Raw genomic sequence first — 18,614 nt, 5'->3', positions numbered from 1 at the left:
GGCAATGTCGGGTACTGTGCCGCGCGTGTGTTGCGCCGGCCAGGGGCCCGCGCGCAGCGGGCCCGCGCGGCCACGCCTTTACAAGAATTGTCCCCAAGGGAGCGGAAAGACCATGCGTTTCATCAAGCCTGCTGCCGTCCTTGCCTTGCTGCTGCCCTTGTGCGCGGCCGCGCAGGACACGATCAAGGTCGGCATCGCCAACGACCTGTCCGGCCCGTTCTCGGCGCTGGGCGCCGAGGCCCGCGACGGCTTCAACCTCGCCATCAAGCAGCTGGGCGGCAAGCTGGGCGGGCAGCCAGCCCAGTTCCTGCAGACCGACATGGGCGGCAGCCCCGACCAGGCGCGCCAGCTGGTCAACCGCTATCTGCAGCGCGAGCGCATCGATTTCTTCACCGGCCCGATCGGCTCGAACGTGGCGCTGGCCGTGGGGCCGGCGCTGTTCGCGGCCAAGGTGCCGTTCCTGTCCAACAACCCGGGCCCCAGCCAGCTGGCCGGCGCGCAGTGCAATGCCTACTGGTTCGGCCTGGCCTACCAGAACGACGCCATCCACTCGGCCGCCGGCAAGGTGGCGGCCGACCGCGGCCACAAGAAGCCCTTCATCATCGCCCCGGACTACCCGGCCGGCAAGGACGCGCTGACCGGCTTCAAGCAAGGCTACGAGGCGCCCGTGGCGCAGGAGCTCTATACCCGCCTGGGCCAGATCGACTATGCCGCCGAGCTGGCGCAGATCCGCGCGGCCGCGCCCGACGCGGTCTACATCTTCCTGCCCGGCGGCATGGGCATCAACTTCGTCAAGCAGTTCGTGGCCGCCGGGCTGAACCAGTCGATCACGCTCATCGGCCCGGGCTTTTCGGCCGACGAGGACGTGATCCAGGCCGTGGGCGATCCCATGGTCGGCATGCTCAACACCTCGCAGTGGGCGCACGACCTGGACGTGCCGGCCAACCGGCGTTTTGTCGAGGCTTTCCGCGCCGAATACGGCGGGCGCAATCCCTCGATGTACGCCGCCCAGGCCTACGACGCCATCATGGCCATGGACGCGGCGGTGCGCCAGGCCGGCGGCGCCCGCGACCGCGAGGCCGTGCGCGCGGCGCTCAAGCAAGCCGATTTCGAATCGGTGCGCGGGCCTTTCCGCTACGGCAACAACAACTATCCGATCCAGGATTACTACGTGCGCGAGGTGGTCAAGGACGAGCAGGGCCGCATCACCAACAAGCTGGTGGGCAAGGTCTACGAGACCTACCAGGACGTGTACGCGGGATTATGCAAGCTGTGACGCGCCTGGCCGCCGGCGCGCCGGCGGCGTTTCCCGTCCCGGCGAGGATGCCGCGCGGCGGCAGGAGGGCAGTCCGGTGAGCGCCACCCTGCTGTTCGAGCAGTTCCTCAACGGCCTGCAGTTCGGCCTGATGCTGTTTCTGATCGCCGCGGGCCTGACGCTGGTGTTCGGCATCATGGACGTGCTGAACCTGGCGCATGGTTCGCTCTACATGGCCGGCGCCTACGTGGCCGCCGAGACCATGCAGCGCTCGGGCTCGTTCCTGGCGGCCGTGGCGATGGCCGCGCTGGTGGCGGGCCTGGCCGGGCTGGTGCTCGAAAAGCTGCTGATGCGCCGGCTCTATGGCCGCGACCACCTGGCGCAGGTGCTGGCGACCTTCGCCGTGGTGCTGATCGCCAACGACCTGATCAAGATGATATGGGGGCCGGCCTCCATGATGTACAGCCTGCCCGCCGCCCTGTCCGGGCCGGTGCGCCTGCTGCCCGACCTGATGTATCCGGCCTACCGGCTGCTCATCATCGCCGTCGGGCTGCTGCTGGCGCTGGGCCTGTACGGGTTCGTCTCGCATACGCGCGCCGGCGTGCTGGTGCGGGCCGGTGCGTCCAACCGCCAGATGGCCATGCTGATGGGCGTGCGCGTGCCCGTGCTGTTTGCCGGCGTATTCGTGCTGGGCGCCATGCTCTCGGCGCTGGCCGGCGCGCTGCTGGGCCCGGTGACGGCGGTGCAGGCCGGCATGGGTGAGGAGATCCTCATCCTGGTGCTGGTGTGCATCGTCATCGGCGGCATCGGTTCGGTGCGCGGCGCCTTTGTCGGCGCGCTGCTGGTCGGCATGGTCGATACGGCCGGGCGGGCCTTCCTGCCCACGCTGCTGCGCGAGCTCTTCTCGCCTTCCGTCGCCGCCAGCGTCGGGCCCACCCTGGCGGCGGTGTCCATCTACGTGCTGATGGCGGCGGTGCTGGTGCTGCGTCCGGCGGGCCTGTTCCCGGCCAGGGGGCGCTGATGCGGCGCCCATGGTTCCCGCTGCTCGCGCTGCTGGCATTGGCGGCTTTTCCGCTGCTGGCGCCGCTGGCCGGCTGGGAGTTCTACGTCTCCTTCGTGCGCCGCGTGCTCATCTACGCGCTGGCCGCCGTCAGCCTGAACTTCATCCTGGGCTATGGCGGCATGGTGGCGCTGGGCCATGCCGCTTTCTTCGGCGCCGGCGCCTATGCGGTCGGCATCCTGGCGCAGGCGGGCGTTTCGCAGGCCGCGCTGGCCTGGCCCGCGGCCGCGGCGCTGGCGGGGCTGCTGGCGCTGCTGATCGGGGCCATCTCGCTGCGCACCCACGGGGTCTACTTCATCATGATCACGCTGGCTTTTGCGCAGATGCTCTACTACGTGTTCATCTCGCTGCGCCAATACGGCGGCGAGGACGGCCTGAACCTGTATGCCCCGGCGCAGCTGTTCGGCCTGGACCTGGGCCAGGACACCACTTTCTACTACGTGGTGCTTGCCGTGTTCGCGCTGTGCATGCTGGCGCATGGCCGGCTGGTCGATTCGCACTACGGCGCCGCGCTGCGCGGCATCCGCGTCAACGAATCGCGCATGCTGGCGCTGGGCTATCCGGTCTATCGCTTGAAGCTGGCCGCCTTTGTACTGTCGGGCTGCCTGGCGGGGCTGGCCGGCGGTATGCTGGCCAACCACAACCTGTTCGTCTCGCCGGGGCTGATGCACTGGACGCAATCGGCCAACCTGCTGATCATGGTGATCGTGGGCGGCATCGGCCTGCGCTATGGCGGGGTGGCCGGCGCGGCCATCATCCTGACGCTCGAAGAGTTCCTGCGCCAATGGACCGATTATTGGCACCTGCCGCTGGGCCTGCTGCTGCTGGCCGTGGTGCTGTGGGCGCCGCAAGGCGTGGCGGCGCTGCCCGTGCCGTGGCGCCGCAGGCAGGCCGGAGAGACGCGATGAACGGGCCGGCTCCCTTGCTGCAGGCCGAGGGTCTGGTGCGCCGTTTCGGGGCGCTGCTGGCCACCGACCACGTCAGCCTGACGGTCATGCCCGGCGAGATCCACGCGCTGATCGGACCGAACGGCGCGGGCAAGTCCACGCTGATCCACCTGCTCTCGGGGCAGCTGGCGCCCGATGCCGGACGGCTGCGCCTGATGGGGCGCGACCTGAGCGGCCGCGGGCAGGCCGCGCGCGTGGCCGCCGGGCTGTCGCGCTCGTTCCAGATCAGCAATCTTTTCCACGGCCTTTCGGTGCGCGAGAACCTGATGCTGGCCTTGCAGGCAAGCCGGCCCGGGCGCGCCGGCGTGCTGCGCCGGCGCGCGGCCGACCAGGGCCTGCGCCAGGCCGCCGACAGCCTGGCGCGCGAATGCGAGCTCGATGCCGGCCTGATGGAGCGGCCCGCCCAGACCTTGCCGCACGGCGAGCAGCGCAAGCTCGAGTTCGCCCTGGCGCTGGCCAGCCGGCCGCGCGTGCTGCTGCTGGACGAGCCCATGGCCGGCATGGGCCCGGAAGAAACCGTGCGGCTGACCGCGCTGATCTCGGCCATGCGCCCGCGCATGGGCATGCTGCTGGTCGAACACGACATGCAGGCGGTCTTCAGCCTGGCCGACCGCATTTCGGTGCTGGTGTCCGGGCGCATCGTCGCCACCGGCACGCCGGACCAGATACGGGCCGACCCGCAGGTGCAGCAGGCCTACCTGGGCGAGACGGGGGCCTTGGCATGACGACGCTGCTGCAGGCGCGCGGCATCGAGGCCGGCTACGGCGCCGGGCAGGTACTGTTCGGCGTGGACCTGGACGTGCGCGGCGGCGAGGTGCTGGCGCTGCTGGGCCGCAACGGCATGGGCAAGACCACCTTGCTGCGCACCCTGCTGGGCGTGCTGCCGCCGGCACGCGGGCACGTCTGGTTCGCCGGGCGCGACATCGGCGGCTGGTCCGCCGACCGCATCGCCCGGGCCGGCATGGCGGTGGTGCCCGAGGGCCGGCAGTGCTTCCCCAACCTGACCGTGCGCGAGCACCTGACGGCCTTTGCGGCCCGCCGCAATCCGCAGGCCGGCGAACCCTGGACGCCCGGGCGTGTTTTCGCGCTGTTCCCGCGCCTGGCCGAGCGCTCGCGCCACCTGGGCTGCCAGCTCTCGGGCGGCGAGCAGCAGATGCTGGCCATCGGCCGGGCCCTGGTCACCAACCCCAGGCTGCTGATCCTGGACGAGGCCACCGAAGGCCTGGCGCCCAAGGTGCGCGAGGAGATCTGGCAATGCCTGGCGGCCTTGCGCGCCCAGGGCCAGACCATCCTGGTGGTGGACAAGTACGTCGAGCGGCTGGTGGCGCTGGCCGACCGCCACGTCATCCTGGAGCGCGGCCGGACCGCCTGGCAGGGCAGCTCCGGCGAACTGGCCGCCGACCGCGGCCTGTGGTCGCGCTACCTGGGGGTCTGAGCGCGCCCGGGCCGTGCGCCGCGGCGCGCGATCGCCGGCACGGCCAGGCGGCGCAGCAGCGCCGCGAACGCGATGGCCGGCCGGGTCCGCTCGCGCGAGGCCTTGAACAGCAGCCCCGGCGTGCGCAGGGGAGTGGGGTTCTCCAGCGGGACCAGCTTGAGCCCGGCCTGCGACCGCACGGCGCTGGGCGCCACGATGGCCCCGATGGGCGCGCGCAGCGCCAGCGCGGCCATGGCCGCCACGGTATTCATTTCGGCCACGACCAGCGGCTCGGCCCCGGCAGCGCGAAAGCACTCGTCCAGCATCCTGCGCGTGGCAAAGCTGGCCGGCAGGAGCACCAGCGGCTCGCGGTGCAGTTCGACCATGCGCAGGCGCCGGCGGCGCGCCAGGGGATGGTGCGCGCCCACCGCCAGCATCAGCTCTTCGTGCAGCAGCGGCTCGAAGACCAGGTCGCCGGGCGTCTCGGGCCGGTAGGCCACGCCGAAGTCCAGCGTGCCGCCCTGCAGCCCTTGGGCGATGGCGTCCGCGGCCAGCTCCTCGATGGTGACCCGCACGGTGGGATGCTGCTGCAGGAAGCCCGCCACGCACTGCGGGATGAAGTCCTGGTTGAAGGTATGCGTGGCGCCTATCCGGACTTCGCCAGTCAGCGCCTGGCGGCCCTGCTTGAGCTCGGCCAGGCCCTGGTCGATCTCCTGCAGCGCGCGGCGCGCATAGGGCAGCAGCGCCTGCCCGGCGGCGGTCATCAGCACGCGCTTGCCGACCCGCTCGAACAGCGGCTGGCCCAGCGCCTCTTCCATTTGCCGGATCTGGTGCGACAGCGTCGATTGCGTCACGTGCACCCGTTCGGCCGCGCGCGTGAAGTTCAGCGAGCCCGCCAGGGCAAGGAAGTAGCGCAGGTGGCGCGTCTCCATGCATGCCTCCAATAATCGATGACATCGATGGTTTTTTGAGAAATTTATCATTTCCGTCTTTGACCGCGAGGCACTAGGCTTACGTCCGCATCAGAACAAGGAGGCAGGGATGGCCAAAGTGCTGGAGGGAATCACCGTCATCGAGCAAGGCACCTTCATCACGGGGCCGGCCGCCGGCGTGCTGCTGGCCGATCTGGGCGCCGACGTCATCAAGATCGAGCAGCCGGGCACGGGCGATCCGTTCCGCGCCTTCAAGGGCGGCCTGTACAGCCCGCACTACCAGACCTACAACCGCAACAAGCGCAGCATCGAACTGAACACCAAGGATCCGGCCGACGCCGAGGTCTTCGATGCGCTGGTGCGCGATGCCGACGTCTACATCCAGAATTTCCGGCCCGGCGCGGCCCAGCGGCTGGGCGCCGGCGCCCAGCGCCTGCGCGAGCTCAACCCGCGCCTGGTGTATTGCGCCATCAGCGGCTTCGGCCAGAGCGGGCCGGCGGCCGGGCGGCCGGCCTACGACACCGTGGCGCAGGCGGCCAGCGGTTTTCTGAACCTGCTTGTCAATCCCGAGAACCCGCGCGTGGTGGGGCCGGCCATCGCCGATGCGCTGACCGGCTTTTATGCCGCCTACGGCATCCTGGGCGCGCTGGTCGAGCGCGCCCGCACCGGGCAGGGCCGCTGCGTGGAGGTTTCCATGCTCGAGGCCATGTGCCATTTCAACCTGGACGCCTTCACCCACTATCTGTCCGAAGGCGAGATCATGGGCCCCTACAGCCGGCCCAGCGTTTCGCAGTCGTACGTGCTGCGGTGCGCCGACGGCAAGTGGATCGCGCTGCACATGTCCTCGCCCGAGAAGTTCTGGCTCGGGCTGGCGCGGGCCATCGAGCAGCCGGGCCTGCTGGACGATCCGCGCTTTGCCAGCCGCGAGGGCCGCATCGACAACCAGGAGGCGCTGATCGGCCTGCTGGGCGAGGCGTTTTCGCGGCGCACCCGCCCGGACTGGTGCGAACGCCTGCAGGCGCAGGACGTGCCGCACGCGCCCATGTACGACGCCAGCGAGGCGCTGCAGGACCCGCAGGCGCGCCACCTGCAGCTCGAAGTCGAGGGCGAGCACCCGCGCCGCGGCCGCTGGCGCACCGTGCGCTCGCCGCTGAGCTTCGACGGCCAGCGTGCCACCAGCGTGCGCCCGCCCCCGGAACTGGGCGAGCACAACGACGAGATCCGGGCTGCCGTGGCCGCGCGCCGCCCCGCGCGCTAAGCCCGCCCGCCAGACACCACCGAGGAGACCTGCCCGATGAAGATCGGCAAAGCCACGCAACCGCATACCGCCATCTGCACATCCAACGCCGACACCATCGTGGTGCGCGGCGCGGACCTGTGCCGCGACCTGATCGGACACCTGTCCTTCACCGAATACTTTCACTTCCTGCTGACCGGCCGGCGGGCTTCGCCGGCCGCCGTGGCGGTGCTCGATGCCACGCTGGTGGCGATTGCAGAGCATGGCCTGGTGCCCAGCGTGCAAGCCAGCCGCATGACGCTGGCGGCTTCGCCGGAAGTGCTGCAAGGCGCGGTGGCGGCCGGCATCCTGGGCTGCGGCTCGGTGATCCTGGGCGCCTCGGAGAACGCCGGGCAGCTGTTCCATCAGGTCCAGGCGCGCGCGGCCGGGCAGGACCTGGACGCGGCCGCGGCCGCGGTGCTGGGCGAGTACGTGGCGGCCGGGCGCGCGATCCCGGGCTATGGCCATCCCCAGCACAAGGCCCGTGATCCACGGGTGGCCAGGCTGTTCGAGGTGGCCGCGGAGCAGGGCATCGACCTGCGCTACGTGCGCATCGCCGAGGCGCTCGAGCGCGCCATTGCCCCGGCGCTGGGCAAGGACCTGCGGCTGAACGTCTCGGCGGCGATCCCGGCCGTGCTGCTGGGCATCGGCTTTCCGCTGCAGGCGCTCAAGGGCGTGCCTATCCTGGCGCGCACCGCCGGCCTGATCGCGCACTTGAGCGAGGAACTGCAGTCCTCGATCGGCTTTGCCCTGTCCTACCAGGCCAGCCGTTCGGTGCGTTACGACGGCGAGCTGCCCGAGGGTTTCGAGCCGGCCCCCGGCCATTGACCGGCCGGCGCCCGGCGCCGGAACACAAGACAAGAACCAGAAACTTTGAGGAGACATCCATGCACCGCGATACCCCTTCACGCCTGACCGTCACCCTGCGCCGCTTGGCGCTGGCCGCCAGCCTGGGCCTTGCCGCGCTGGGCGCGCAAGCCGCCGGGGCGCCGGCTGCCGATTTCCCGGAGCGTCCGGTGAGGATGATCGTGCCTTTCGGGCCGGGCACGACCACCGACACCATCTCGCGCATCGTCGCCGAACGCATGGGCCAGGCCCTGGGCCAGACGGTGATCGTCGAGAACCGCGCCGGAGGAGGCGGCACCATCGGCACGGCCCTGGTGGCGCGCGCGCCCGCCGACGGCTATACGCTGGTAATGGGAACGGTGGGCACCCATGCCATCAACCAGGCGCTGTACCGCAACCCCGGCTATGACCCGATGGCCGATTTCGCGCCGGTGGCCTTCGTGGGCCAGACGCCCACCATCCTGGTGGTCGGCGGGCAATCGGCCATCACGTCGCTGGAGGAACTGGCCCGGGCCGCGGCTAGCAAGCAGGGCGTGGCCTTCGCCTCGGCCGGCAGCGGCACCTCGGGCCACCTGGCCGGCGAACTGCTCAAGGCCAGGCTGGGCGGGGAAATGCTGCACGTGCCCTACAAGGAAGGGGGCATGGCGGTGTCGGACGTCATGTCGGGACAGGTGCAGTTCATGTTCTACCATCCGGCCGCCGTCATGCCGCACGTGCAGGCGGGCAAGATGCGCGCCCTGGGCGTCTCCAGCGCGCGCCGCAGCGTTGCCGCGCCCGAGCTGCCCTCCATCGCCGAGCAGACCGGCAGCGATTTCGACCTGGTGGCCTGGTTCATGCTGTATGCGCCGCGCGCCACCCCCGAGCCCGTCCTGGCCGCGCTGCGCGAGGCGGCGGCCGCCACGCTGGCGGACGAGCAGATCCGCCGGCGCCTTCTGCAGCAAGGCGTGGAGCCCGGCGACGAGGCCACGCGCGATGTCGCGCGCTTTAACCAGGCCGAGATCGCCAAGTGGTCCGAACTGGTGGCCAGGTCCGGCGCGCAGGTCAACTGAGCGGACTCGCATGCGCGACTTCGTCTATACCGGCCGCAGCGCGCGCGTGGTGTTCGGCAACGGGGCGCTGCGCACGCTGGCGCAGGAGCTCGAACGGCTGGGCGTGCGCCGGGCCTTGCTGGTGTGCACCGCGCGCCAGCGTGGCGCCGCGCTGGCGCTGGCCCGGGAGCTGGGGCCGCTGGCCGCCGGCGTGTACGACCAGGCGCAGATGCACGTGCCGGCCGAGGTGGCCGACGATGCGGCGCGCGCCGCGCGCCAGGCGGGCGCCGACTGCGCCGTGGCGCTGGGCGGCGGCTCGCCCATCGGCCTGGCCAAGGCGATGGCGCTGCGGCACCCCTTGACGGTGGCGGCGGTGCCGACCACCTATTCCGGCTCGGAGATGACGGCCATCTACGGCATCACCGGCCCGGACGGCAAGCAGACCGGCTCGGACGAGCGGGTGGTGCCGCGCCTGGTCATCTACGATCCGGCGCTGACGCTGGCGCTGCCCGTGCCGGTGGCCGTGGCCAGCGGCCTGAACGCCATCGCCCATGCGGCCGAGGGGCTGTATGCGCGCGACGGCAACCCGGTCATGGACATCATGGCGCAATCTGCGATCCGCGCCCTGGCAGGCGGCCTGGCGCGGCTGGCGGCCGCGCCGGCGGACCTGCACGCGCGGGCCGATTGCCTGCAAGGCGCCTGGCTGGCCGGCATGGTGCTGGGCGGCGTGGGCATGGCCTTGCACCACAAGCTGTGCCATACCCTGGGCGGCAGCTTCGGGCTGCCGCATGCGCAGACGCATGCGGTCGTGCTGCCGCATGCCCTGGCGTACAACGCCTTGGCCGCGCCCCTGGCCATGCAGCGTATCGGGCAGGCGCTGGACGTGCCCGGCGCGCAGGCCCCTGCCGCGCTGCATGCCCTGGCCGGCGGGCTGGGCGCGCCGGGTTCGCTGCGCGAACTGGGCCTGCGCCAAGCCGACCTGCAGCGGGCGGCGGACCTGACCCTGGCTCGGCCGTACTGGAATCCCGCGCCGCTGCAGCCCGAGCGCCTGCGCCGGCTGCTGCACGACGCCTGGGAAGGCCGGGCGCCGGCCCAGGACTAGCACATCCTTTCGCCGCCCGGGCGGCGGCTTTTCCCTGCGATATCGCCGGCGCCGGCCTGCGCGCGGGCCGGGGGCACTACACTACACGCCCGGCCGCGCTTTCGCCGGTGCACGCAGCGAGGTGCCGGGCCTCGCGCGTGCATGCGCATGCCCTTGCGGCGATGCCAGCCCCTTGGCCCTTTCGGCTCCGGTACTTTTTGGGAATAGTTCGTCCATGGCCCATCTGGGATTGCGAGGCAAGTCGCTGCTGGCGCTCGTCCTTGCCTGCCTGTTCGCCCTGATTCCGGCCGGGTTGGCCGGCTGGCTCGCCGTCGACGGGGTGCGCCAGCATTTCGGCGCCAGCTATGCCCGCAACGTCACCCAGCTCAATCTCGAGCGCATCCAGGGCCCGCTCTCGCGCGAGCTGGCGTTGTCGCGGCGCCTGGCCAACTCCGAGGTCACGCTGCAGTGGATGCGCGACGAGGGCGATCCCGAAAAGCGCGCCCAGTTCTTTCGCGAGGCCGAGCGCTATCGCGGCGACCTGGCCGACCACGCCTATTTCCTGGTCAGCGCCGGCAGCGGCGACTACTACTACAACGATACGGCCAAGCCCTACTCGGACGCGCCCCGCTACCGGCTGGAGCCGGGCAACCCCAAGGACGCCTGGTTCTACGTCACCTTGCAGCGGGGCGGCGATCATACGCTGAACGTCAGCACCGATCGCGCGCTGGGGATCACCCGCATCTGGATGAACGTGCTCATCAAGGACGGCGACACGCCGCTGGGCACGGCCGGTGCGAGCCTGGACCTGGCCGGGTTCCTGGACGCGTTCCTGGGCGCGGCCGAGCCGGGCATCATGCCTGTGATCCTGGACGGCAACGGCGCCATCCAGGCGCACCGGGATCCGCAGCGCATCGCCTTCAACTCGGCCATCGGGCCTTCCACCAGCGACAGCCGCATGGCCGACCTGATCGACGATGCAAGCGGGCGCCAGGCCCTGCAGCAAGCGCTGCTGCGCGCGCGCGGCCAGGCCGGCCAGGTGCAGGCTTTCAACGCCGTCATGGAGGGCCGGCCGCACCTGGTGGCGCTGGCCTACGTGCCCGAGCTGTCCTGGTACGTGGTGACCGCGCTGGACTTGCGCGCCGCCAGGATCCTGGACATGGAGTGGATCCTGCCCGCGCTGCTCACGCTGCTGCTGCTGTTGGGCGCGCTGCTGCTCGGTTTCGGCTACCTGGTCGAGCGGCTGGTGCTGGCGCCGCTGCGCCGGCTGCAGCAATCGGCGCGCGCTATCGCGCAGGGCCGGTACGAGGTCACGCTGTCGGACCGGGGCAGGGACGAGATCGGCGAGCTGACCCGCGCCTTTGGCCTGATGGCCGAAAAGGTGCGCAGCCACACGGCCGAGCTCGAGGCCAAGGTCCGCGAACGCACCTACAAGCTGGAGCAGGCCAATGCCGAGATGGCCGTGGCGCACAAGAAGATCGGCGATTCGATCGACTACGCCAGCCTGATCCAGCGCGCCATCTTGCCGGACCGCCAGCTGACCCAGTCGCTGGGCGAGCGGCACTTCGTTCTCTGGAAGCCGCGCGACGTGGTGGGCGGCGACTTCTACGTGTTCCGCGCCGACGGCGCCAATTGCCTGCTGGGCGTCATCGATTGCGCCGGGCACGGCGTGCCGGGCGCGCTGATGACCATGCTGGCGCGGGCGGCCATCGACGGGGCCATCTCCGAATGCGGCTGCAGCGATCCGGCGGCCATCCTGCAGCGCACCGACCAGGCCCTGCGCGCCATGGTGGCCGATGCCCAGCTGCCGCCGGCCCTGGCCACCAACCTGGACGCCGGGCTGGTCTACGTCGACCGCCAGGGCGCGCGGCTGCGCTTTGCCGGCGCCAAGATCTCGCTGTATGCCAGCAACGGCGAGCAGGTGCGCGAGTTCAAGGGCGGACGGCGCGCGCTGTTCGACCGCCGCGCGCCCGAGGTCCGGAACCTCGAGGCGGCGTTGACCCCGGGCTGGACCTTCTACCTGAGCACCGACGGCTTCCTGGACCAGGCCGGCGGCGAGCATGGCTACGGTTTTGGCAACACGCGGTTTACACAAATGTTGCAAGAGTGCGCGAAAATGCCCTTGTCCGAGCAGTCCGGCGCCTTCGCGGCGACGCTGCAACGCTACCAGGGCGGCAATCCGCAACGCGACGACATTACGATATTGGCTTTCCGCTTCGACTGAACAGGGAAACGCATCATGAACGCCCCCGAGTTGTACGCGCTGCGCGAGCGGTTCAATATGGACCGCACGCTCCTGTGCTTCAATGGCCCGATTTCACGCAGCCTGATCGAGGAAATCGGCAACGCCCTGCGGCGTTACCTGGATACCGAGGCGGCCCAGCCGCGCGCGGCCACCGACGTGTTCTCGGCCTATATCGAGATGACGCAGAACATCCGCCACTATGCCGCCACGCGCGGCTATACCGACGCGGACGCCAGCGCCACGGTGGTCATCGCGCGCGACGAGCAGGGGCGCTATGTGGTGTCGGCGGGCAACCGCATCGAATCGGAGGACGGGCAGGTCCTGCTCAAGCGCGTGGAGGAACTGGCCGCGCTGGACAAGACCCAGCTCAAGGCCCTGTACAAGGAGCAGCTGCGCAAGCCGCGCGATCCCGACGCGCCCAGCGGCGCGGGCCTGGGGCTGATCGATATCGCGCGCCGCGCCAGCGCGCCCATGAACGCCACGCTCAGCCATACCTCGGGCCAAAGCGCCTTCTTCAGCCTGAGCGTGGTGATCTGATCCCAACCCTTCGCACGACATACATGAAAGACCTGACCATTTCCGCCACGCAGTCCACGCCCGGCGTCCAGGCCGATTTCCAGCGCGGCCTGCTGCAGATGCAAGGCGACTCGTATCCCGAGAACTCCTTCGAACTGTTCGGCCCGGTGATCGCGTGGGTCGACGAATTCCTGCGTACCCAGGACCGCCCGCTGCACCTGGACCTGGAACTGCTGTACCTGAACACCAGCAGCGTCAAGGCCATGATGGACATCCTGGATCTGCTCGAGGAGGCCCATGGGCAGGGCCGCGCGGTCACGCTGCAATGGTCCTACGACAGCCGCAACGAGCGCGTGGGCGAGCTGGCCGAGGAGTTCAAGGAAGACTGCAGCTTTCCTTTCGAGATCGTGAGCCGGTCATGAAATCGGACGAGGACGAGCTAGACGCGCGCATCCAGCGCCTGCTGGCCGATCCCCAATACCAGGGCCATCCGTTGCGCGAAGCGCTCGATGGCCTGTGGCAGCGCTCGCACCAGCAGATGGCGCGCATCGAGCGGATTACCTATATCTCGGACGCCTACCAGGCCATGGCGCGCGAGCGCGAGCTCAGCATCAACGAGCGCTTCGAGCGCCAGCTCAAGCGCATCGGCAAGGTTGCGCGCATTTCCGACCGCTACCAGGAGATGATGCGCGACCTTAACGAGGCGCTGCGCGAGGCCTCGCATCGCGATCCGCTGACCGGCCTGTACAACCGCCGCATGGTGATGGAACGCTTGCGCGAGGAAACCGCCATGGTGGCCGCCGGCGGCAGCGCCTATGCCATCGCCATGATCGACGTGGACCATTTCAAGAGCGTCAACGACCGCTACGGCCACGAGGCCGGCGACCGGGTGCTGGTCGAGATCGCGCAGGCCCTGGCCGCGCGCCTGAAGGGCGACGAGCTGTGCGCCCGTTGGGGCGGCGAGGAGTTCGTGCTGATCCTGCCGGCCACCACGCTGGAGGACGCCCGCACGCTGGCCGAGAACCTGCGCAGCCACCTGCGCACCGTGCCGCTGCCGATCGCCGACCAGTCGTTGTGGCTGACCATCAGCGTGGGGGTGGCCCATTACGAACCCGGCGAGAATTTCTCCGCCGCCATCGATCGCGCCGACCGTGCCCTTTACCGGGCCAAGCAGTTGGGTCGAGACCGCGTCGAAATCGACGATGGCGCATTAGGCTAGCTGGCGGCGGGGCGTTGGGCATGCGCTCGTTGGAATGCGTCCGCTTGGGTCTGCTTGGACACGTCCGCCGAGGCCGGTCGCGCCGCGCCCGGCGCCGGGAATCGCCCGCCGCCCCGCCCGGCCTTGCCGGCGGTCAGGCAGCGGTCGTTTTACAAACAGGGCAAGGAAAACCAGGCAGATCGGTCTCCCCAAGCAGGGGGAGGGCCGTCAGACAGCAAGCTTTCCCAAGCGGAAGGCGGCGCCGCGATCACCCCTCCTTGGCCATCTTGCCAAACACCCTGTCAGCCGCCTCGACCGTGGCATCGATCACCGCATCGTCATGCGTGGCCGATACGAATCCGGCCTCGAACGCCGATGGCGCGAAATGCACGCCCTCGTCCAGCATGGCATGGAAGAATCGCTTGAAGGCCGCGATGTCGCCGGCCGAGACCTCGGCCAGGGTGGTGGGCACCTTGGCGCTGAAATAAAGGCCGAACATTCCGCCCAGCGCATCGGCGCAGAAGGTCACGCCGGCCCGGCGGGCGCTGGCCTGCAGGCCGCGGGCCAGCCGCTCGGTCTGCGCCGACAGGCGCTCGTAGAAGCCGGGCTCGCCGATCAGCCGCAGCGTGGCCAGGCCGGCGGCCACCGCCACCGGGTTGCCCGAAAGCGTGCCGGCCTGGTAGACGCCGCCCAGCGGCGCTACGTGGGCCATCACGTCGGCGCGTCCGCCGAAGGCGCCGACCGGCATGCCGCCGCCGATCACCTTGGCCAGCGTGGTCAGGTCCGGCGTCACGCCGGTCAGGCCCTGCACGCCGCGCGGACCGACCCGAAAACCGGTCATCACCTCGTCGAAGATCAGCAGCGCGCCGTGCCGCGTGCACAGCTCGCGCAAGGCCTGCAGGAAGCCGGGCAGGGGGCGCACCAGGTTCATGTTGCCGGCCACCGGTTCGACGATCACGCAGGCGATGTCCCGGCCGTGCTGGGCGAAGGCGGCTTGCACGCCGGCCTTGTCGTTGTAGTCCAGCACCAGGGTGTGGCTGACGAACTCGGCCGGCACCCCGGCCGAGGTCGGATTGCCGAAGGTCAGCAGGCCCGATCCGGCCTTGACCAGCAGGCTGTCGGCATGGCCGTGGTAGCAGCCCTCGAACTTGACGATCTTGTTGCGGCCAGTGGCGCCGCGCGCCAGGCGGATCGCGCTCATGGTCGCCTCGGTGCCCGAGCTGACCAGCCGCACCTGCTCCAGCGAAGGCAGGCGCTCGATCAGCAGCTCGGCGATCTGCACCTCCGCCTCGGTGGGCGCGCCGAAGGACAGGCCGCCCACGGCCGCCTCCTGCACCGCGCGCACCACTTCGGGATGCGCATGGCCCAGGATGGCCGGGCCCCAGGAGCCCACGTAGTCGATGTAGCGGCGCTCGTCCGCATCCCAGATGTACGGCCCCTGGGCGCGCGCCACGAAGCGCGGCGTGCCGCCCACGGAGCGGAAGGCGCGCACGGGGGAGTTCACGCCGCCGGGGATGCTGCGGTTGGCGCGCTGGAAAAGTTCTTCGTTGCGGGACATGGCTTGCTTGCGTTGCGGTGGGCCGGCGCGGCGCCGGCGGGTAGGAAAATCCGCCGCGGCCCCGTCATGGGCCGCGGCGGGCGGGATGGGCGGTTCAGGGCGCCTGGGGGCCGGACAGCAGCGCCGTGCAGCGGCGCGCCGCGGCCTCGATGTCGGGCGCATCGAACAGTCCGCTGATCATCGCCAGGCTGTCGGCCCCGGCGCGCAGCACCTGGCCGGCGTTCTCGGGCGTGATGCCGCCGATGGCGACGATGCCGGGACGCGGGGCGGGCTGCTCCTGGACCAGCGCCCTGGCCTGGCCCAGCACGTCCAGGGACGCGGGCGTGGCCTGCGGCTTGGACGAGGACGGGAACATCGCGCCGAAGGCCAGGTAGTCGGCGCCGTCGGCCAGCGCCTGGCGGGCGCGCTGCAGGTCGCCATAGCACGAGGCGCCGATCAGCATCTGCGGGCCGAGGTTCTGGCGCACGGCGGCCAGGTCGCCGTCGTCGCGTCCCAGGTGCACGCCGTCCGCGCCCAGTTCCTGGGCCAGGCGCCAATGGTCGTTCAGGATGAAGACCAGGCCCAGCTCGGCGCACAGGTCGCGCACTTCGCGGGCCTGCAGGTGCTTGAAGGGCAGCGAGACCGTCTTGCGGCGCAGCTGCAGCGCCGTCATGCCGCCGCGCGCGGCGGCGCGGATGGCCTGCAGCAGCCTGCCGGTGTCGTCCCATTCGGGGGTGATGCCGTAAAGCCCGCGGGGAAAACGCAGGCCGGCGCCGGGCCGTGCCGGGCCCTGCGGGGAAGGCGGGGAGGCGTTCATGCGCGTCCTCCTGCTGTATCGGGATGGATCATGCGGCGGGCGATGTGCAGCCCCATTCCGGGCCGGAAGGCCGCGCCCAGCGCGGCGTCGGCGTAGGCGATGGCCCGCTCGGCAGCCTGGGGCATGGGCAGCCCGTGCGCCAGCCAGGCGGCCAGCGCCGCGGCCAGCACGCCGCCCGAATCGCCGGTGCGTTCGGCCGGGGCCTGCCACGGCCAGGTGGCGGTCTGCTGGTCCGGGCCGCTAAGCAGCGTGTTGCGGTGCCCGGCCTGCAGCGCGTGGCCCAGGGTCAGCACCCAGTCGGCCCCGGCGGCCAGCAGCGCCAGGTAGGCGTCGCTGGGCTCGTTGGTTTCGAGCAGGCCTTCGGCGTGCCAGCCCGCCAGCCGGGTGTGCTCGACCACCACCACGTCGGCCTGGGGCAGCAGCAGTTCGAAGCAGGCGCCCAGCACGTCCTCGGCCTGTTCGTGGTCGGCCGCGCCGGCCGGCGGGCGGCCCTGGCCGCCCAGGTGCAGCACCAGCGGCAGGTGGCTGTAGTCGGCGGCGATCTGCGCCACCGCGCTGACGGCCTCGGGCGTGTGCAGCGCGCCCACCTTGATGGCCTGCACGGCCATGTCCTCGAGCAGGCAGCGGGCCTGGTCGTCGATCTGGTCGGGCGTCAGGGCGGTGACGTCCTCCACGTTGGCGCTGTCCTGCACCGTCAGGGCGGTGGGCACGGCCAGGCCGTGCGCGCCCAGCGCCGCACAGGTGACCGCATCGCCGGGCAGGCCGTCGGCGCCGGTCGGGTCGACGGGCCCGAACAGCAGGACCAGGGGGGGAAGAAGGGGATCTGCCACGTTCTTGGCGTCCGTATGTGCAAGAAGGGCCGCCCGGCGGGCAGCCCGGGTTGGGTTTCGGTAAGATTGACCCCATTGTAGGGGATGCACGCCCCCTGTCCCGAGCCTGGCCATGTCCGGCGGCCCGGGCGCCCGGGCCTGGCCGCCCCAAGGCAAAAAGTGCCCACGGGGGGAGCAAGCCGAAGGCGCAGCGTGGGGGCTTTTTTGCCGCCGGGCCGCCCCAAGGCAAAAGCGCCCCCTTGGGGGGCAGCAAGCCGAAGGCGTAGCGTGGGGGCTTTTTTTGATTTCCGAGAGAACCGATGAAAACCTGGATGTGTCTGATTTGTGGGTGGGTCTATGAAGAAGAGGCCGGCCTGCCCGAAGAAGGCATCGCGCCCGGTACCCGCTGGGAAGACGTGCCGCCGAACTGGGTCTGTCCCGAGTGCGGCGCCCGCAAGGAAGATTTCGAGATGATGGAAATCTGAGCCGCGGGACACAGGCCCGGCGCGGCGCCGGGCATCCCGTTTTCTCCTGTTTTCGAGAGGCCAGCCATGACAGATGACAAGGACAACAGCCCCGAAGGTACCCGGGCGCGCGGCATCGACCTGTCCAACCAGTTCCTGCTGGCCATGCCCGGCATGGTCGAGGGCGCCCTGGCCGGTTCGCTCATCTACGTCTGCGAGCATACCGAGCGCGGCGCGCTGGGCCTGGTCATCAACCGGCCCACCGACCTGACGCTGGCCACGCTGTTCGAGCGCATCGACATGAAGCTCGAGATCGCGCCGGTCAAGGACACCCCGGTGTTCTTCGGCGGCCCGGTGCAGACCGACCGGGGTTTCGTGCTGCATGCGCCGGCGGGCGACTACACCTCCAGCATCAAGCTGGGCGAGCTGGCGCTGACCACCTCGCGCGACGTGCTGCAGGCGGTGGCCGACGGCAAGGGCCCGCCGCGCCTGCTGGTCACGCTGGGCTATGCGGGCTGGGGCGCCGGCCAGCTAGAAAGCGAGCTCTCGCAGAACGCCTGGCTGAGCATGGCGGCGGACACCGCCATTATCTTCGAGGTCGAGCCCGAGCAACGCTATCCGGCGGCGCTCAAGCTGCTGGGCATCGACCCCGTCATGCTGGCCGGAGGCGCCGGGCATGCCTGAGCCCAGCCTGCCGGCGCCGCTGCCCCGGGTCGGGGCCGGCGCCGGCGTCACCGTGCTCGGCCAGCCGGGCGACGGCACGCAGGACGGCGATGCCGCACTGGGACAGGCCACCTTGCTGGCCTTCGACTACGGCACGCGCAAGCTGGGCGTGGCGCTGGGCAACACGGTCACGCGCCAGGCGCGCGCGCTGGAGATCATCCTGGCGCCCACGCGCCAGGGCCGCTTTGCGCGCATCGGGCAGCTGCTGCAGGCCTGGCAGCCGGCGCGGCTGGTGGTGGGGCTGCCGCTGGCCCCCGACGGCGGCGAGCAGCATGCCAGCCTGAAGGGCCGGCGCTTTGCCAACCAGCTGGCCGGCCGCTACGGCCTGCCGGTAGTGCTGGTCGACGAGCGGGGATCGAGCCTGCAGGCGCAGGACAAACTGGGCACGCATGCCGACGATGACGCGGTCGCAGCGGCTATCATTCTGCAAAGATACCTGGATGCGCTGCCCGCGCCTGCTCACTGA

At 70.7% G+C, this 18,614-nt stretch carries 20 protein-coding genes; 16 read left to right on the top strand and 4 right to left on the bottom strand.

All coding sequences use genetic code 11. The annotated features are described in order from the left end of the window. The first annotated feature begins 112 nt into the window (after window positions 1–112). The 5 genes from V8Z80_RS03530 (at window position 113) to V8Z80_RS03510 (ending at window position 4,697) form a co-directional block, all read left to right on the top strand. Window positions 113–1,276, top strand: coding sequence for an ABC transporter substrate-binding protein (locus V8Z80_RS03530; RefSeq protein ID WP_155195914.1), 1,164 nt, complete (start codon window positions 113–115; stop codon window positions 1,274–1,276). 76 nt (window positions 1,277–1,352) lie between these two features. Further along, complete coding sequence (locus V8Z80_RS03525; RefSeq protein ID WP_336061024.1) at window positions 1,353–2,276, top strand: branched-chain amino acid ABC transporter permease; 924 nt, start codon at window positions 1,353–1,355, stop codon at window positions 2,274–2,276. Beyond that, window positions 2,276–3,223 (top strand): branched-chain amino acid ABC transporter permease, encoded by a 948-nt coding sequence (locus tag V8Z80_RS03520; protein ID WP_336061023.1) that lies wholly within the window; start codon window positions 2,276–2,278, stop codon window positions 3,221–3,223. The genes V8Z80_RS03525 and V8Z80_RS03520 overlap by 1 nt, the downstream gene beginning before the upstream one ends. Then, window positions 3,220–3,987, top strand: a complete 768-nt coding sequence (locus V8Z80_RS03515) for an ABC transporter ATP-binding protein (protein WP_336061022.1) — start codon at window positions 3,220–3,222, stop codon at window positions 3,985–3,987. The genes V8Z80_RS03520 and V8Z80_RS03515 overlap by 4 nt, the downstream gene beginning before the upstream one ends. Then, a complete protein-coding gene (locus V8Z80_RS03510) occupies window positions 3,984–4,697 on the top strand; it encodes an ABC transporter ATP-binding protein (protein ID WP_155195920.1) in 714 nt (237 codons plus the stop codon). Before V8Z80_RS03515 ends, V8Z80_RS03510 begins: the two co-directional genes overlap by 4 nt. Here V8Z80_RS03510 and V8Z80_RS03505 read toward each other — a convergent pair. Then, window positions 4,682–5,608, bottom strand: coding sequence for a LysR substrate-binding domain-containing protein (locus V8Z80_RS03505; RefSeq protein ID WP_155195921.1), 927 nt, complete (start codon window positions 5,606–5,608; stop codon window positions 4,682–4,684). The two genes, V8Z80_RS03510 and V8Z80_RS03505, sit on opposite strands and share 16 nt — an antisense overlap. A 109-nt stretch (window positions 5,609–5,717) precedes the next feature. On the opposite strand from V8Z80_RS03505, the gene V8Z80_RS03500 reads away from it, so the two are divergent. The 8 genes from V8Z80_RS03500 (at window position 5,718) to siaD (ending at window position 13,819) form a co-directional block, all read left to right on the top strand. After that, a complete protein-coding gene (locus tag V8Z80_RS03500) occupies window positions 5,718–6,866 on the top strand; it encodes a CaiB/BaiF CoA transferase family protein (RefSeq protein ID WP_336061021.1) in 1,149 nt (382 codons plus the stop codon). A 36-nt stretch (window positions 6,867–6,902) separates the two neighbouring features. After that, on the top strand, window positions 6,903–7,712 hold the full coding sequence (locus V8Z80_RS03495) for a citryl-CoA lyase (protein WP_336061020.1): 810 nt from the start codon (window positions 6,903–6,905) through the stop codon (window positions 7,710–7,712). Between the two features lie 59 nt (window positions 7,713–7,771). Then, a complete protein-coding gene (locus tag V8Z80_RS03490; RefSeq protein WP_155195927.1) occupies window positions 7,772–8,779 on the top strand; it encodes a tripartite tricarboxylate transporter substrate-binding protein in 1,008 nt (335 codons plus the stop codon). Window positions 8,780–8,789: 10 nt separating this feature from the next. Continuing rightward, window positions 8,790–9,860, top strand: coding sequence for a maleylacetate reductase (locus V8Z80_RS03485; protein WP_336061019.1), 1,071 nt, complete (start codon window positions 8,790–8,792; stop codon window positions 9,858–9,860). 214 nt (window positions 9,861–10,074) lie between these two features. Beyond that, window positions 10,075–12,063, top strand: a complete 1,989-nt coding sequence (gene siaA, locus V8Z80_RS03480; RefSeq protein WP_336061018.1) for a biofilm regulation protein phosphatase SiaA — start codon at window positions 10,075–10,077, stop codon at window positions 12,061–12,063. Between the two features lie 15 nt (window positions 12,064–12,078). Next, complete coding sequence (gene siaB / locus V8Z80_RS03475; RefSeq protein WP_155195933.1) at window positions 12,079–12,621, top strand: biofilm regulation protein kinase SiaB; 543 nt, start codon at window positions 12,079–12,081, stop codon at window positions 12,619–12,621. Window positions 12,622–12,644: 23 nt separating this feature from the next. After that, on the top strand, window positions 12,645–13,022 hold the full coding sequence (gene siaC / locus V8Z80_RS03470; protein WP_155195935.1) for a biofilm regulation phosphoprotein SiaC: 378 nt from the start codon (window positions 12,645–12,647) through the stop codon (window positions 13,020–13,022). Then, window positions 13,019–13,819 (top strand): biofilm regulation diguanylate cyclase SiaD, encoded by an 801-nt coding sequence (siaD, locus tag V8Z80_RS03465; RefSeq protein ID WP_336061017.1) that lies wholly within the window; start codon window positions 13,019–13,021, stop codon window positions 13,817–13,819. Before siaC ends, siaD begins: the two co-directional genes overlap by 4 nt. A 247-nt stretch (window positions 13,820–14,066) precedes the next feature. On the opposite strand, the gene hemL is transcribed toward siaD, so the two are convergent. The 3 genes from hemL to V8Z80_RS03450 form a co-directional block, all read right to left on the bottom strand. Next, window positions 14,067–15,356 carry a glutamate-1-semialdehyde 2,1-aminomutase gene (gene hemL, locus V8Z80_RS03460; protein ID WP_336061016.1) on the bottom strand — a complete coding sequence of 430 codons (1,290 nt, stop codon included), beginning with the start codon at window positions 15,354–15,356 and terminating at the stop codon, window positions 14,067–14,069. A gap of 94 nt (window positions 15,357–15,450) precedes the next feature. Beyond that, on the bottom strand, window positions 15,451–16,152 hold the full coding sequence (thiE, locus tag V8Z80_RS03455) for a thiamine phosphate synthase (RefSeq protein ID WP_336061015.1): 702 nt from the start codon (window positions 16,150–16,152) through the stop codon (window positions 15,451–15,453). Continuing rightward, complete coding sequence (locus V8Z80_RS03450; protein ID WP_336061014.1) at window positions 16,149–16,982, bottom strand: bifunctional hydroxymethylpyrimidine kinase/phosphomethylpyrimidine kinase; 834 nt, start codon at window positions 16,980–16,982, stop codon at window positions 16,149–16,151. The genes thiE and V8Z80_RS03450 overlap by 4 nt, the downstream gene beginning before the upstream one ends. 299 nt (window positions 16,983–17,281) lie before the next feature. Between V8Z80_RS03450 and V8Z80_RS03445 the strand changes: the two genes are divergently transcribed. From V8Z80_RS03445 to ruvX, 3 genes are all read left to right on the top strand, one after another. After that, on the top strand, window positions 17,282–17,446 hold the full coding sequence (locus V8Z80_RS03445; RefSeq protein ID WP_155195945.1) for a rubredoxin: 165 nt from the start codon (window positions 17,282–17,284) through the stop codon (window positions 17,444–17,446). A gap of 66 nt (window positions 17,447–17,512) precedes the next feature. After that, on the top strand, window positions 17,513–18,109 hold the full coding sequence (locus V8Z80_RS03440; protein WP_155195947.1) for a YqgE/AlgH family protein: 597 nt from the start codon (window positions 17,513–17,515) through the stop codon (window positions 18,107–18,109). A gap of 97 nt (window positions 18,110–18,206) precedes the next feature. After that, a complete protein-coding gene (gene ruvX / locus V8Z80_RS03435; protein ID WP_155195994.1) occupies window positions 18,207–18,614 on the top strand; it encodes a Holliday junction resolvase RuvX in 408 nt (135 codons plus the stop codon).

The sequence above is a fragment of the Orrella sp. JC864 genome, assembly GCF_037026685.1.
In the GTDB taxonomy this organism is placed as follows: Bacteria; Pseudomonadota; Gammaproteobacteria; order Burkholderiales; family Burkholderiaceae_B; genus Orrella.
Note: the sequence above shows the minus strand (reverse complement) of the source record. Positions and strands in the feature narration are given on the sequence as shown.